The following is a 15,199-nucleotide window of genomic DNA, read 5'->3' as shown; positions in this document are numbered from 1 at the left end:
TTTCTTTTATTATTTATTGACAAATTGAATTAATTTTTTAAAAGCTTTAATTCTATGACTTATTTGATTTTTTTTATTAATACTTATTTCTGATAAGGTATGATTATGATTTTCTGGAATAAATATTGGATCATATCCAAATCCTTTTTTAAAGGAAATTTTTTCAGAAATTTTTCCGGATAATTTTCCTTCAAAAAAATAAGTTTCTTTTTTATTTATTTTTAGACAAAAAACGCAAAAGAATTCCGCTTTTCGAGAACGATTTTTTACCATATTTGATAATAATTTTTTTATGTTATCTATATTATTATTATTTGTAGAGTACCTTGATGAATAAATACCAGGTTCTCCATTTAAACATTCTACTTTTAATCCAGAATCTTCAGAAAAACAAGGAAGATTTGTTTTTTTAAAAAAAAATTCCGCCTTCAAAAAAGCATTTTCTATAAAAGAATTTCCATATTCAGGAATAGAATCTGTAAAGTTAATCTCTTTTAAAGAGAAAAAACGAAAGTTTTTATATTGATTTTTTTTAGATAAAATAAATTTTTTTATCTCTTGTTCTTTAAAAATATTTTTTGTTACAAAAAAAAATTTTTTCATGTTTTTCTTTTTTTTAAAAGTAATGAACCCATTGCTATTACAATAATTGAAATCACTAAAATTATCCAAAAATTTGGAACAACATTATTATCTAAAGAATGGTGGTATTCGCTTTTTGATATAAAAAACATAATAAATATAGCTAGGAAATTATTGAAAAAATGTAATAAAATACAATTTATAATAGAAGATGTAACAAAATAAACAAACCCAATAAAACTTCCAATTAATAAACCACCTACAAATTGCCATGGATTCATATGAGTAATTCCGAATAGAAATGAAGAAAATAAAATGGCTTTTATTGGATGTATTTTATTATTTAACATCCCATTCAAGATAATTCCTCTAAAGAGAATTTCTTCAAATATTGGAGCTAATAGTACTGTTGTTAAAATAAAAGGAATTCTATTTTTAGACTCTTCTATCAAAAACTTTTCAAGTTCTTTGTACATATTTTCAAATACAGGACCTTCCTTTGGTAGAAAAAAAGAAATATACTCATTGATAATAATCATACAAAACATCATGCAGAAAATATAAACGTAAGTATTCCAAGAGGAAAATTTTATAGATAAATCTATGAATTTATTTTTTTTATTAGATTGATAAGAAATAAAAAAAAATAAACATAGAAAAGGTAGAGCATATAATATCAAAAATATAATGCTATTAGGAAAATTGAAAAAAATTAAGAATTTTTTAATTATTACATTAACAAAATTTAATGCGGTAAATGCAAATATTAACAAAACAGATTCCGCGTAATTTAATTTAAAATAATTTCTCATAAAAATTCATTATTATCCTGGTTTACGTTGTTAATTAAAAATTTTCTAAATTAAAAATACGATTTATATATTCATAAATAATCTATTTTAGTGACATTGTTTAAAATAAATTTTTGATTTAAAAATATTTTTATTTTCATTTATTTTTTGATACAAACCAAAACAATAAATAAAATTTTTTATGTTATTATTTGATATTGAATCCATATGTTATAATTATGAATCATTTAAAGATAGGAGTATTAATTCTTCTACTAAAATATTTAACTATTATAATTTATTAAAATTAATAGAAAAGTATAAAAATATATACTCAATTAATCCAATAGGACTTTCTGTTGAGAAAAGAATAATTTTTCAAATTAAATGGGGAATTGGAAAGATAAAAGTATTTATTTGGTCTCAAATGCATGGTAATGAAACAACTGGGACAAAATCTATGTTTGATATTTTTCATTTTTTTTTAAAATATAAAAATCATCATTTGGTTAAGTTTTTTTTTAAAAATTTAACTATTTTATATATTCCAATGTTAAATCCTGATGGATCCGAAAAATTTCAAAGAAGAAACGCCATAAATATTGATTTAAATAGAGATGCAATTCGTTTACAATCTCCAGAAATGAAGATTTTATTTAATGAGATTGATAAACATAAACCTAACGTTCTTTTCAACTTACATGATCAAAGAAGTATTTATAATGTAGGTGATGAATTTTTTAATCCTGCTATTTTATCTTTTTTATCACCTACGATTCCTGTAAAAGGAAATAATGACTTTTTATGCAGAAAGAAATCTATGGGAATTATATATTTTATTACAAAAGAGATTAACAAAGTATTACCAAAAATTGGGGCTATAGGAAGATTTTCTGATAAATTTTATCCTACAGCTACTGGAGATACACTACAAAAAATAGGTTATCCTTGTGTTTTATTTGAGGCAGGAAATTATCCTAAAGACCTACAAAAGAAAAAAATTAGAAAATATAATGTCTTATCTATTCTTGCTGGATTTTATTTTATTTCGTGTCAAAAGAATAATCTTGAAAAAGATTATTCATATTATTTTTCTATTCCAAAAAATAAGGATATTTTATTAGATAAAATTTATAGAAAAGTTAAAGTACGGAAAAATAATTATAGATTTTTAATAGATATAGGAATAATGAATTTTGAAGAATTTAATATTCACGAGAAAAATATTTCTATTATCTCCAAAATAGTTGATATAGGAGATTTATCTAATTTTTTTACTTATAATGAATTAATTTTATCAAAAGAACTTTTTTTTGAAAAAAATTATCCAAAAATTGGAGACATAGAACGTTTTTAATTTCATTTTTTTAAATTAACAACTGACAATTTTTTTCTTCCTTTTCTCCTTCTCCTTGACAAAATCGTACGACCTGATTTTGTTTTCATTCTTTTCATGAATCCGTGAACACTAACTTTTTTTCTATTAGAGGGTTGATAAGTTCTTTTCATATTTTATTTTATATTTTCACATTTTTTCAGTATATACATTACTGTTTTATATTTTGCTTTATAAATGAAAAAAATAACAAGATCAAAATTCCAATAGAAAAACCTATAAAAAAAAAATAATTCTTCTTGAAAAATTCATAATAAATATATAATAAAAAAAATGAAATATAAAATAAATATAAGGAATATAAGTTTATGAAAATAACTGAATAATTATATAATATTTCTTATATAATTTAATAAAAAAATAGTTTTTTCTCAGAAAAATTCAAATTTTTTCTATGTTTATTATGATTATTTTATAATTTATAATATATAGAGTATAATTTAAAGAAAAGTAAATAAAAAATTGATCAAAAAATGTTTATTGTTGTGTTGGGGTAGCTGTTTTTGTTTGTTAAAAATTTCTATGTCAGAGATTATGTCTAAGATCTATTAAGATCTATATAGATAAAGACAAACATTTATTATGTAATTTTTAAAAAAACTAATTAAAAAAGTTGAAATGTTGAAAAAAAATGATTTTTCTAAATTGAACTTAGGAAATGATCCTATTTTAGATATAACAAAAATCATGAAAATTTTACCTCATAAACCTCCGTTTCTTATGGTAGATAAGATAATAGATTTAACAGAAAATAGTATAATAGGAGTAAAAAATGTAACTATAAATGAATCATTTTTTGTAGGACATTTCCCAAATGAACCAATTATGCCTGGAGTGCTTCAAGTAGAAGCTATAGCACAAGTAGGAGGAATACTTATTTTAAACAAACTGAATAATCCAGAATTATATTCTACATATTTTTTAAAAATAGACAAAGTTAAATTCAAAAAAAAAATAATACCTGGAGATATAATTATTTTCCAAGTTTACTTATTAGAATCTCTAAAAAGAGGAATAGTTCGTATGCAAGGAGAAGGATACGTTAGTGATAAACTTGTAGTAGAAGCAGAAGTTATAGCTAAAATAGTTAAAAATCACGATAACTTTTGAATAAAAAAATTATTGAAAATGAATATAAAAAAAGGATTACACATACAATGGAATAAAGAAGTATATAAAATAATTGATTTTCTTCATGTAAAACCAGGGAAGGGAGATGTTTTTATAAAAACTAAATTAAAAAATCTGGTTACAGGTAATATTTTAGAGTATAATTTTTCTTCAAAAAATAAACTTAAAAAAGCAAGAATAGAATCTTATTTTTATTCTTTTTTATACAAAAAAAAAAATTCTTTTTATTTTATGAATGAGATAAATTATGATCAAATAGAAATAGAAAAAGAAGCAATAAAAAATAATATAAGTTTTTTAAAAGAAGGAACAAGAGTTACGATTTTTTTTCATGTAAAAAATGAAAAAGAAAAAATTTTTTTATTTTTAAAAATGCCTACTACTATTATTTTAAAAGTTAAACATACAGAATTTATAAAAAAAGGAGATACTATTAATAATGCAAACAAACTTGCTATTTTGGAAACAGGAGCTCAACTACTAGTACCTTCTTTTATAAGAATAGGAGAATTCATTAAAATCAATACAGAAAATAGATATTATATGGAAAGAATTAAAAGATGAAAATTTTGTTTTCATAAAAAATAAAATTAAAAAAAATTATGAGCATTTTAATAGATAAAAACACGAAAGTTCTCGTTCAAGGGTTAACTGGAAAAGAAGGATCATTTCATACTGAACAAATGATGAATTATGGAACATCTGTAGTTGGTGGAATAACTCCAGGAAAAGGAGGAAAAGTTTATCTAGGAGTTCCTATATTTAATACTGTTGAAGAAGCAGTAAAAAATACAGGAGGAAATGTTAGTGTTATTTTTGTTCCTTCTCCTTTTGCTTCTGATGCAATTTTAGAGGCAATATTTTCTAATATTAAATTGGTTATTTGTATTACAGAAGGAATTCCTGTTTCAGACATGATAAAAATTAAACATTTGTTAAAAATGAAAGATTCATTTTTAATTGGTCCAAATTGTCCGGGAATTATCTCTCCAGAAAAATCTAAAATAGGAATTATGCCTAATTCAATTTTTAGAAGAAAAGGAAAAATAGGAATAATATCTAGATCAGGTACTTTGACATATGAAGCTGCAGACCAAATTGTTAAATTTGGTTATGGAATATCAACGGCTATTGGGATAGGAGGAGATACTGTTATTGGAATGAATATTAAAGATATTATGAAACTTTTTTTAGAAGATTTAGATACCGAATGTATCGTTATCATTGGAGAAATAGGAGGTAGATTAGAAATTGAAGCTGCAGAATGGGTAAAAAAATTAAATAACAAAAAACCAATAATAGCTTTTATAGCAGGACAAACTGCTCCCAAAGGAAAAACGATGGGACATGCTGGTGCTATTATAGAAAAAAAAATGGAAACAGCACAAATGAAAATGGAGATTATGGAAAAAATAGGGGTACACGTAGTTAAGTCTCCAGCAAACATAGGAATGACTGTGAATAAGGTTCTTCATTAGTCAATTCAGAATATTATAATTAATGAATAAGTTTTTAATCACTGGATTAGGAAATCCTGGATGCTTATATGAAAAAACAAGACATAATTTTGGATTTTTTATTTTAGATCAAATTGCTAAAAAGAATCTTATTTTTTTTATAAAAAAAAAATTAGGATTTATTTCTGAGTTTACTTTTAGTGGGAAAAAAATTTTTTTACTAAAACCTTCTACTTTTATTAACAATAGTGGTTTATCTGTTAAATATTGGATGATAAAAAAAAAAGTATTATTGAAAAATGTTCTCATAATATCTGATGATATTTATTTAAATTTTGGAAAATTTCGATTAAGAGGAAAAGGAGGGAATGGAGGACATAATGGATTAAAAAGTATAGAAAAAGAAATAGGAACATCGAATTATGCACGTCTTCGTTTTGGGATTAAAAATTTTTCAAATAAAAGGATAGATTCATATGTACTAGAAAACTGGAAACGAGAGGAAATTAATTCTTTATTTACTAAATTAGATGAAGGTATTAAAATAATATTTTCATTTGTGGAAAATGGATTACAAAAAACAATGAACCTATTTAATTAGATATATTTTTAATAAGTATAACAAGTATAACAATATATCAATAATATTATTTATTTAAAAATAAACTAACCTTGTAGTTTAAATTTAGGATAGAATATAGGACTCCGATTCCTATGGTATGGGTTCGACTCCCGTCAAGGTTATTTTATTAAATGTTATAATTTAATTGATTTAACTTAATTATGTCATGATTCATTATATTCGTAATTTCTGTATTATTGCGCATATAGATCACGGAAAAAGTACATTAGCAGATCGTTTGTTAGAGCATACTAAAACAGTTTCAGAAAAACAAAAGAATCAACAACTATTGGATGATATGGATTTGGAAAGAGAGCGTGGAATTACTATAAAAAGTCATGCTGTTCAAATGGAATATAAATATAATAATCAAATATATATTCTGAATTTGATAGATACACCTGGACATGTAGATTTTTCTTATGAGGTATCACGTTCTATTGCAGCATGTGAAGGAGCTTTACTTGTTGTAGATTGTACTAAAAGTGTACAAGCGCAAACTATATCTAATCTTTCTTTAGCATTAAGGAAGAATTTAGTTATTATTCCTATTTTGAATAAAATTGATTTATCAACTTCAAATCATAATAATTATGGTGTAATGGAAGAGATTATGAATCTAATTCCATGTAAAATGGAAGATATTATTTCTGTTAGTGCTAAAAATGGATTAGGTATTCATAATGTTTTAGAAAAAATTGTTACATCAATTCCTCCTCCAAAGGGGGATCCGAATTCTCCTTTGCAAGCTATCATATTTGATTCTTTATATAATCCATTTACAGGAATTAAAGCTTTTTTCAGAGTAAAAAATGGTTCTATTCGAAAAGGACAAAAATTATGTTTTATGTCTACAGGAAAAGTTTATTATGCTAATGAAATAGGAACATTAAAATTAAAACATATTTCTAAAAATGAAATTAAAACAGGAGATGTTGGATATGTTATTTCAGGTGTAAAAAATACTTATGAAGTTAAAGTAGGAGATACTATAACAGATGCTGACAATCCGGCAAATAAAGCTATAGAAAAGTTTGAAAGAGCTAAACCTATGGTTTTTGCAAGCATTTATCCAGTTGATTCTAATCAATATGAAGAATTACGTTCTTCTATGGAAAAATTACATTTAAACGATGCTTCTTTTTCTTTTAATAGTGAATCGTCTTCTGCTTTAGGATTTGGATTCCATTGTGGTTTTTTAGGATTGCTTCATATGGAAATTGTTAAAGATCGTTTAGAACGAGAATATAATGTTTCTGTAATTATTACTGTTCCTAATGTTTCTTATAAAGTTCATTTAAAAAATGGAAAAACTATTTTAGTTAGCAATCCTTCAGATTTTCCAGAAAGTGAAAAATTTAAAAAAATAGAAGAACCTTATGTTTTAGTTTCTATTCTTACTAAAGATATTTATATAGGAAACGTGATATCTTTATGTATTGAAAAACGTGGAATAATGGTTAAAAATCAAAATTATTTGAAATCTGGAAGGGTACAAATTATGTTTGAAATCCCATTATCTGAAATTATATTTGATTTTTGTGATAAATTAAAAACAATTTCAAGAGGATATGCTTCTTTTGATTACAATTTTATTGGTTATAGATATTCAGATTTAAAGAAGATTGTTGTATTAATTAATTATGAAAAAATAGAATCATTATCACTTTTAGTACATAAAAATAAAGTTTTCTCCTTAGCAAAAAAAATATGTAAAGAGTTATCTACTTTAATTCCGAAACATCAATTTAGTATTCCTGTTCAAGTTTCTATGTCTGGAAAAATTATTGCAAGAGAAACTATAAAATCTTTTAGAAAAAATGTAATTGATAAATGTTATGGAGGAGATATTACTCGTAAGAAAAAACTTATAGAAAAACAAAAAAAAGGTAAGAAAAAAATGAGAAAAATAGGAAAAGTTGAAATTCCATCATCCGCTTTTATGAATTTTTTGAAAGTTAAAAATTGATTTAAGTAAAAATTAAAAAATTATTTGATATGTCTACTATTAAAATAGGAATAAATGGTATTGGGAGAATAGGAAAATTAGTTTTATTATCTGCTTTAAGTAGAGATAATATTGAAGTTATGTCTATAAATGATTTAGTTTCTATAGAATATTTAGCTTATATATTAAAATATGATTCAGTTCATGGTTCTTTTAAAGGAAATATTTGTATAGAAGATGAAAATTATCTAGTATTAAATGGAAAACGGATAAAAGTAACTAATCAAAAAGATCCTAATAAACTTAATTGGGGAGACTTGAAAGTAGAATATGTTGTTGAATCAACTGGATTATTTTTAACAAAACATTTATCTTGTGCACATTTAAAATCAGGAGCTAAAAAAGTTGTTTTATCAGCTCCCCCCAAAGATGACATTCCAATGTTTGTAATGGGAGTAAATCATGATAAAATAAAACCAAGTCAAAATATTGTATCAAATGCATCTTGTACTACAAATTGTTTGTCTCCTATTGTAAAAATACTTAATGACAATTTTGGAATTTTGAAAGGATTAATGACTACTATTCATGCTTCTACCGCTACGCAAAAAGTAGTAGATTCTATTTCTGATAAAGATTGGAGAGCAGGAAGATCTTCTCTGGTTAATATTATTCCTTCATCTACAGGAGCGGCTAATGCTGTAGGTAAAATTATACCTGATTTAAATGGAAAATTAACTGGAATGGCTTTTAGAGTACCTGTTTCAGATGTATCAGTATTAGATTTTACAGTTGTTTTAAAAAACAAAACAAGTTATGAACAAGTTAAATATTTCATGAAGAAAGCTTCTGAAACTACTTTAAAAGGTATATTAGGATACACAGAAGAATCTGTTGTGTCAACAGATTTTTTGGGAGATGAAAGAATTTCTATTTTTGATGCGGGTTCTAGTATAATGTTAAATCAAAATTTTTTAAAAGTAATTTCTTGGTACGATAATGAAGTTGGATATTCTACTAAATTAATAGATCTTATTAATTATATGTCTTCTATTTAAAAGATTAACACGTTATTAATTTTATGGAATTTTTTTTAAGAATGAAAAAGTTTTTTTTTGTTCATCAACTTGGAAAATAAAATTCTCTATTCCATTACTTATCATTAAATAAGGAGCTTTAATTACACTATTATATAGTGATATTTGATCAAATACTTTTTGTTGAATAGATTTTTTAGGGGATTTACATTCTATAATGATGTAGGGGTTACTGTTAATTTGAACTAAAATATCTATTCTTTTTTTTAATTTGTTTATTTTTAAAGGGAATTCTACTAAAATATTTTTTTCTTTATAATTTTTTATTTTTTTCAATAAAAAAATTACATATTGCCGTATTATTTCTTCTTGAGTAAAGGAATAGAATTTTTTTCTGATTGCACAAAATATTTGAATTTTATTTGATCGTTTAATCAAACACAAATTTTTTTTGAAAAGAGAATACATATTAATCTAATTATTAGAAAGAACAAAAATGATTAAAAAATTATAAATTCACAATTATCATTATGAAAATAATTAATAATAATATATGATAAAAAAAGTACATAATTGTGTTATTATGGGATCTGGTCCTGCTGGTTACTCTTCTGCTATTTATGCATCGAGAGCAAATTTGAATCCAATTCTTTTTGTAGGACCACAACCAGGTGGACAATTAACTACTACAACCAATATTGATAATTATTTGGGGTTTCCTACAGGAATTACGGGTGTTAGTTTTATAGAAAAATGCGAAAGACAAGCAAAACGTTTCAATACTAAAATTATAAATAAGTCTGTAAGTAATGTTTATTTATCTGATAAAAATAAAGGAATTCATCGTCTTTTTTTTGAAAAAGAATATATTGATAGTAGAGGTATTATTATAGCTACTGGTTCTAGTCCTAAATTTTTAGGAATAGAAAAAGAAAGGAAATTAATTGGATTAGGAGTTTCTTTTTGTGCTACCTGTGATGGTTTTTTTCACAAAGAAAAAAACGTAGCAGTGGTAGGAGGGGGAGATACTGCTTTAGAAGAAGCTAATTATTTATCAAAAATTTGTAAAAATGTTTATCTAATAGTTAGAAAAAATTATTTAAAAGCATCTAAAGCATTACAATATCGTATTTTAAAAAGAAAAAACGTGAATATATTATATTGTTCTAATGTAATAAAAATTATTGGAAATGATTTTTTAGAAGGAATTGAGATATTTAATCATGAAAAAAAGATTTATACTAAATTTCTAATTAGCGGATTATTTATTGCAATTGGACATATTCCTAATACAGATATTTTTAAAAATCAGTTATATTTAGATGATGGAGGTTATATTATAGTAAAAAAGGGAACTACTATTACTAATAAACCTGGGGTATTTGCTGCAGGAGATGTTCAAGATCCTAATTATAGACAAGCAATTACTTCTGCTGGTAGTGGATGTATGGCTGCATTAGATTTAGAAAAATATTTATCATCATGAAAAAATGTAATGATCATTTTTTTGATTTTTTAGTTTCTCACGCAAAAATTTATGGTTTTATTTTTCCTTCTAGTGATATTTATGGAGGATTGAACGCTGTTTATGATTATGGACCATATGGAGTTGAATTAAAAAATAACATTAAAAAATTTTGGTGGAAGTCAATGACTCATCTTCATGATAATATAGTTGGAATTGATACGTCTATATTGATGAATTCCGAAATTTGGAATGCTTCAGGTCATGTAAAAAAATTTAACGAATTATTAATTGATAATAAAGATTCAAAAAAAAGATATCGACCAGATCTTTTAATTAAAGATTATGTAGATAAAAACTTTTCTAAAAATTCTAAAAAAAAGGAAAACATATTATATCGTCTGTTTGAATCTTTAAGGAAAAAAGATTTTTTAGATTTAAGAATTTTATTAAATGAATTAAATATTTGTGATCCTATTTCTAAAACAAAAAATTGGACAAAAATTCGTGTTTTTAATATGATGTTTAAAATAAAAAATGAGTCTAGAAAAGATTTATTTCTTAGGCCTGAAACTGCTCAAGGAATTTTCTGTAATTTTCACAATGTGAAGAAATCTAACAGGATGAAAATTCCATTTGGAATAGCACAGGTAGGAAAATCGTTTAGAAACGAAATTTTTTCAAGTAAGTTTATATTCAGAATGAGAGAATTTGAGCAAATGGAGATGCAATTTTTTATTCATCCAAAAGAAGAAAATAAATGGTACGAGTATTGGAAAAATTTTCGTTTAAAATGGCATTTGATTTTAGGAAACAAAGCAAATTATCAATTACGTGATCATGATGACCTAGCGCATTATGCTAGTGCAGGGGCAGATATTGAATATCATTTTCCTTTTGGATTTAAAGAAATAGAAGGAATTCATTCTCGAAGAGATTTTGATTTGAAAAATCACGAATTTTTTTCAAAAAAAAAATTAAGGGTTTATGAACATCAAAAAAATTACATTCCTTATGTGATAGAAACATCTCTAGGCTTAGATCGTACTTTTCTAGCTTTATTTTCCTCTTTTCTAAAAAAAGAAAAATTAAAAAATGGAACTATACGCATAGTTCTAAAATTACCTTATTATTTATCTCCTATTAAAGCAGCGATCTTTCCATTAGTTAGAAAAGACGGATTGCCTGAAATCGCAAAAAAAATATTCAATTATCTTAAAATAAATCATAAATTGATTTATGATCAAAAAGAATCTATTGGAAAATTGTACAGGAGACAAGATGCAATAGGAACACCTTTATGTTTTACTGTTGATTATGAAACAATAGAAAAAAATACTGTTACAATGAGATATAGAGATAGCATGGAACAGAAAAGAGTTTGTATTAAAGATATATCAAAAATTATTGAAGAAGAGACTGGATTAGATAAACCTTTAAGAAAACTATTATAATTCTACTTTTTTTCTCTAATTTCAGCATTTAATTCCTTTTTTAAAAAAGATTCTATTTCTTTCATTTCATGATTGATTATTATATCTGTTAATGTTTCTTTTTTACTCCCGAAAAAAAAACTAATAGTACAGGATTTTTTAGATTTTGGAAAATTTTTATTTTCATAAAAATCGTATATTCGAATTTTGTTAACTAAGTTATTTTCTCTTTTCTTTATTAACTGATTAACTTCTTCAAAAGAAATATTTTTATCAATTAATAAAGATAAATCTCTTCTTGAAATGGGGTACTTAGAAAATGGAATATAAGTAATCTTATTACTTCTAATAATAGAAATTAAATATTCCCAATCAATTTCTGCATAAAATATTTCTTTTTTTTTTAAAAAATCATTTTTTAATCTTCCTATTTCAACTAAATTTTTGTTATTGTGTAGAATACAAATACATTTTTCTAATAATGGATGTTCAGAATATATTTGTGTATAACTAGAGATTCCACTTTTTTGAAAAATCTGTTCAATAATTCCTTTTAAATAGAAGAAAGATTTAAATTTTATATATTTTTTTTCCTCATTTTGAAATAATGAAATTCCAAGATAAGTTTTTTCCAAAAACTTATTATTTTTTTTATAATATACTTTTCCTTTTTCAAAAAGTTTTATATCTGAGTTTGGATAATTTATTCTATTAAAATTGTATTTTATACAATCTATCATACTAAATAGTAGACTAGAACGCATTAATTTGTAATTTTTATTTGTTGGATTAATAATCTTAATTTCTTCTCTATTCAAAAAAGAATTAAATAAAAAAGAATATTTATTTTCTTTTATTATAGTAGATGAAATGATTTCTTGAAATCCGTAACAAACCAATTGTTCAAAAAGTGTTTTTTGTATTTGATATTCTGTTTTATAAAAAAAATTAGGTAAAGGCGATATTTGAATTTTATTGGATGTTTTAATTTCATTGATTCCATGAATACGTAGTATTTCTTCAATTAAATCAATTTCTCTTTTAACATCTATTCTATAAAGAGGGGGTTCAACAAGGAAATATTTATCATTTTCATAATGAATTATAATTTCTAATAATGATAAAATGTTTTTAATTTTTTTTTTAGATATTTTTTTTCCTATAATATTTCTAATTTTTTTATGTCTAAGTTTTATTTTTGGAGAGCAAATAGGATTAGGATAAACATCAATAATATTAAAGTATATTTTTTTGCTTTTTATTATTTCTTTTATAAGAAAAGCGATTCTTTGCAGAGCAAATACAGTTTGATTAGGGTCTGTCCCTCTTTCAAAGAGATATTGTGAATTTGTTTTTATAGAATGTTTTTTCCCAGTTAATCGAATAAAAGTAGGATTAAAACAAGCACTTCCTAAAAAAATATTTTTAGTGTTTCTTTGTAATTTAGTTTTAATATTGTTAATAATACCAGATATAGAAAATAATTTTTTAGTGTCACAAATAATCAAATCGTCTTCATTAAGTTTTCTTGTTATATTATCTTCGGATTGAAAATAAGTGTTTTTTTCAGCATTTTTTATTATAATTTTTTTTTCTTCTATTTGATCTATATCAAAAATATGAATTGGTTGTCCTAATTCATACATTACATAATTTGCAATATCTATTATATTATTTACTGAATCCACTCCTATAGATTTTAATCTATAAGTTAACCAATGTGGAGAAGGTTCTATATTTATTTTTAAAACAGACATTCCAGAATATCTAATACATTTTTGATTTTCTTTAATCAAAATTTTAATATTATTATTTATTTTTTTATCTTCATTTATAGTAGTTTTATATCTTAATGGTTTTGATAACCTTACCATATTTCCACGAAATTTTAATACAGTGTATAAGTCACGTGCTATTCCATAATGACTCATAGCATCTGTACGATTTGGTGTTATTTCTACATCTAGAATGTAATCTTCTTTATTTTCTTCTTTTCCAGAAGAAATTTTTTTTGTATTTTTCACTGGTAATCCAATTTCAGTTAATATATTTGATATTTTTTCTGCATTAATATCAATAGAGATATATTCTTTTAGCCAGTTGTATGATATTTTCATAATATAGACATGATCAATATAGATAAAGATTCTTTTTTGTCCGTTTTATAAACGGGACTCAAAATTCCTATTTTTTTTGAATGATAAAATTCAAAAAAAATAAATTCTTCGTTCAAAGAAGATAGAATTTCTATTAAAAATTTTGAATTGAAACTCATTTTTATTTTTTTAATTTTTTCTTTATTTCCTCTTTTTGTCAAAAAAGTGGATTTACATCTAATATTTGATTTAAAATTAAAATTATGACTATATATTTGTAAATCATTATTATTTGGTTGAAAATGAATAAATTTTTTTTTTTCATCAGAAAGAAAAAAAATTCTTTTAATAGCATTTACTAATAAAAATCTGTTGATAACAATAGAAACATCTAAATTTTCATTATTTGGAATAATAAAGTTATAATCTGGATATTTTTCATTTATTATTCTACACGAAAAAATATAGTTTTGAAAATGAAATACTATATTAATTTTTTTATTATATTCAATAAGTATTTTATTGTTTTTATTGTTACCGTCTCGAAAATTTTTTTCATTTTCTAATATTTTTTTAATTATATCAAGTGATTTTTTAGATATAATGAAATTAACAAATTTGTTAATTCTAATATTTTTGATTGTGTATTTAACAAGTCGGAATGTATCTGTAGAAGTAAAAATAGATTCATAAGGAGAAAATTGAAAAAAGACACCATTTAAAACTGTTTTAAATTTTTTATCACCAACAGCAAATAATGTTTGATCTAATATTCTTGAAAAAATTTTTGAAAATAAAGTTATTTTTGTGGTAGAAGATTTTATAAAAAAATTTTTTTCAATAGAATTAGTGGTAGAAGATTTTATAAAAAAATTTTTTTCAATAGAATTAATTGAGTCACTATGACAATATAGTGGAATGTTATAAGATCCTTGTTTGGAACAAATGTTAAGTGAATTTTTTTTTTTTTTAAAAAAAAGCATTTCATCGCTAAATGTAGTTAAAAAATTTATAATGAATTTAGTAGATACTATTATATTTTCTTTTGTATCCCTTTTTACATTAATTTTTACAAATGTCTTTATTACATTTTTTGAATCAAATAATGCTGTGATTTTTAATTTATTTCCTATAATTTTAAAAATCAAGTATTTTGGATTTGAATTATTATAATTATATATTTTATATAAAGTATCTAATTTTTGTAATAGAGAATGACTAGAAACAAAAAAATACATATT

Annotated in this window: 15 protein-coding genes and 1 tRNA gene; 10 read left to right on the top strand and 6 right to left on the bottom strand. The window is 23.2% G+C overall.

Annotated elements, in window-relative coordinates:
* Positions 1 to 9: 9 nt before the first annotated feature.
* Complete coding sequence (gene rdgB / locus H0H51_RS02935) at positions 10 to 603, bottom strand: RdgB/HAM1 family non-canonical purine NTP pyrophosphatase (RefSeq protein WP_185876820.1); 594 nt, start codon at positions 601 to 603, stop codon at positions 10 to 12.
* A complete protein-coding gene (locus H0H51_RS02930; RefSeq protein ID WP_238784226.1) occupies positions 600 to 1,121 on the bottom strand; it encodes a CPBP family intramembrane glutamic endopeptidase in 522 nt (173 codons plus the stop codon). Before H0H51_RS02930 ends, rdgB begins: the two co-directional genes overlap by 4 nt.
* Positions 1,122 to 1,575: 454 nt before the next feature.
* Here H0H51_RS02930 and H0H51_RS02925 point away from each other — a divergent pair, with 454 nt between their 5' ends.
* Positions 1,576 to 2,730: a M14 family zinc carboxypeptidase gene (locus tag H0H51_RS02925; protein ID WP_185876818.1), complete on the top strand. Its 1,155-nt coding sequence runs from the start codon at positions 1,576 to 1,578 to the stop codon at positions 2,728 to 2,730.
* A 2-nt stretch (positions 2,731 to 2,732) separates the two neighbouring features.
* Here H0H51_RS02925 and rpmH read toward each other — a convergent pair whose 3' ends face one another.
* Positions 2,733 to 2,882: a 50S ribosomal protein L34 gene (rpmH, locus tag H0H51_RS02920; protein ID WP_185876817.1), complete on the bottom strand. Its 150-nt coding sequence runs from the start codon at positions 2,880 to 2,882 to the stop codon at positions 2,733 to 2,735.
* 505 nt (positions 2,883 to 3,387) lie between these two features.
* Between rpmH and fabZ the strand changes: the two genes are divergently transcribed.
* The 7 genes from fabZ to gap all read left to right on the top strand — a co-directional run bounded on the left by fabZ (position 3,388) and on the right by gap (position 8,985).
* Positions 3,388 to 3,879: a 3-hydroxyacyl-ACP dehydratase FabZ gene (gene fabZ / locus H0H51_RS02915; protein WP_238784225.1), complete on the top strand. Its 492-nt coding sequence runs from the start codon at positions 3,388 to 3,390 to the stop codon at positions 3,877 to 3,879.
* Positions 3,880 to 3,897: 18 nt separating this feature from the next.
* Positions 3,898 to 4,464 carry an elongation factor P gene (locus H0H51_RS02910; protein ID WP_185876816.1) on the top strand — a complete coding sequence of 189 codons (567 nt, stop codon included), beginning with the start codon at positions 3,898 to 3,900 and terminating at the stop codon, positions 4,462 to 4,464.
* Positions 4,465 to 4,502: 38 nt separating this feature from the next.
* Positions 4,503 to 5,378 carry a succinate--CoA ligase subunit alpha gene (gene sucD / locus H0H51_RS02905; RefSeq protein WP_185876815.1) on the top strand — a complete coding sequence of 292 codons (876 nt, stop codon included), beginning with the start codon at positions 4,503 to 4,505 and terminating at the stop codon, positions 5,376 to 5,378.
* 22 nt (positions 5,379 to 5,400) lie between these two features.
* Positions 5,401 to 5,958 (top strand): aminoacyl-tRNA hydrolase, encoded by a 558-nt coding sequence (pth, locus tag H0H51_RS02900; protein ID WP_185876814.1) that lies wholly within the window; start codon positions 5,401 to 5,403, stop codon positions 5,956 to 5,958.
* A 67-nt stretch (positions 5,959 to 6,025) separates the two neighbouring features.
* Positions 6,026 to 6,101: transfer RNA gene (locus H0H51_RS02895), tRNA-Arg, on the top strand.
* A gap of 44 nt (positions 6,102 to 6,145) precedes the next feature.
* A complete protein-coding gene (lepA, locus tag H0H51_RS02890) occupies positions 6,146 to 7,948 on the top strand; it encodes a translation elongation factor 4 (RefSeq protein ID WP_185876813.1) in 1,803 nt (600 codons plus the stop codon).
* A gap of 29 nt (positions 7,949 to 7,977) precedes the next feature.
* Positions 7,978 to 8,985 (top strand): type I glyceraldehyde-3-phosphate dehydrogenase, encoded by a 1,008-nt coding sequence (gap, locus tag H0H51_RS02885; RefSeq protein WP_185876812.1) that lies wholly within the window; start codon positions 7,978 to 7,980, stop codon positions 8,983 to 8,985.
* A 21-nt stretch (positions 8,986 to 9,006) separates the two neighbouring features.
* On the opposite strand, the gene H0H51_RS02880 is transcribed toward gap, so the two are convergent.
* Complete coding sequence (locus H0H51_RS02880; protein WP_317168662.1) at positions 9,007 to 9,408, bottom strand: type I restriction enzyme HsdR N-terminal domain-containing protein; 402 nt, start codon at positions 9,406 to 9,408, stop codon at positions 9,007 to 9,009.
* Positions 9,409 to 9,517: 109 nt separating this feature from the next.
* Between H0H51_RS02880 and trxB the strand changes: the two genes are divergently transcribed.
* Entirely contained in the window at positions 9,518 to 10,450 is a 933-nt protein-coding gene (trxB, locus tag H0H51_RS02875) for a thioredoxin-disulfide reductase (protein ID WP_185876810.1), read from the top strand.
* Positions 10,447 to 11,883: a glycine--tRNA ligase gene (locus H0H51_RS02870; RefSeq protein ID WP_185876809.1), complete on the top strand. Its 1,437-nt coding sequence runs from the start codon at positions 10,447 to 10,449 to the stop codon at positions 11,881 to 11,883. The genes trxB and H0H51_RS02870 overlap by 4 nt, the downstream gene beginning before the upstream one ends.
* Before the next feature lie 2 nt (positions 11,884 to 11,885).
* Here H0H51_RS02870 and pheT read toward each other — a convergent pair whose 3' ends face one another.
* A complete protein-coding gene (pheT, locus tag H0H51_RS02865; RefSeq protein WP_185876808.1) occupies positions 11,886 to 13,979 on the bottom strand; it encodes a phenylalanine--tRNA ligase subunit beta in 2,094 nt (697 codons plus the stop codon).
* Positions 13,976 to 15,196: a DNA polymerase III subunit beta gene (locus H0H51_RS02860; RefSeq protein ID WP_185876807.1), complete on the bottom strand. Its 1,221-nt coding sequence runs from the start codon at positions 15,194 to 15,196 to the stop codon at positions 13,976 to 13,978. The genes pheT and H0H51_RS02860 overlap by 4 nt, the downstream gene beginning before the upstream one ends.
* Positions 15,197 to 15,199: the final 3 nt, after the last annotated feature.

The sequence above is a fragment of the Blattabacterium cuenoti genome (genome assembly GCF_014251995.1).
GTDB classification, from domain to species: domain Bacteria; phylum Bacteroidota; class Bacteroidia; order Flavobacteriales; family Blattabacteriaceae; genus Blattabacterium; species Blattabacterium cuenoti_AE.
This window is presented reverse-complemented; position numbering and strand designations above follow the sequence as displayed.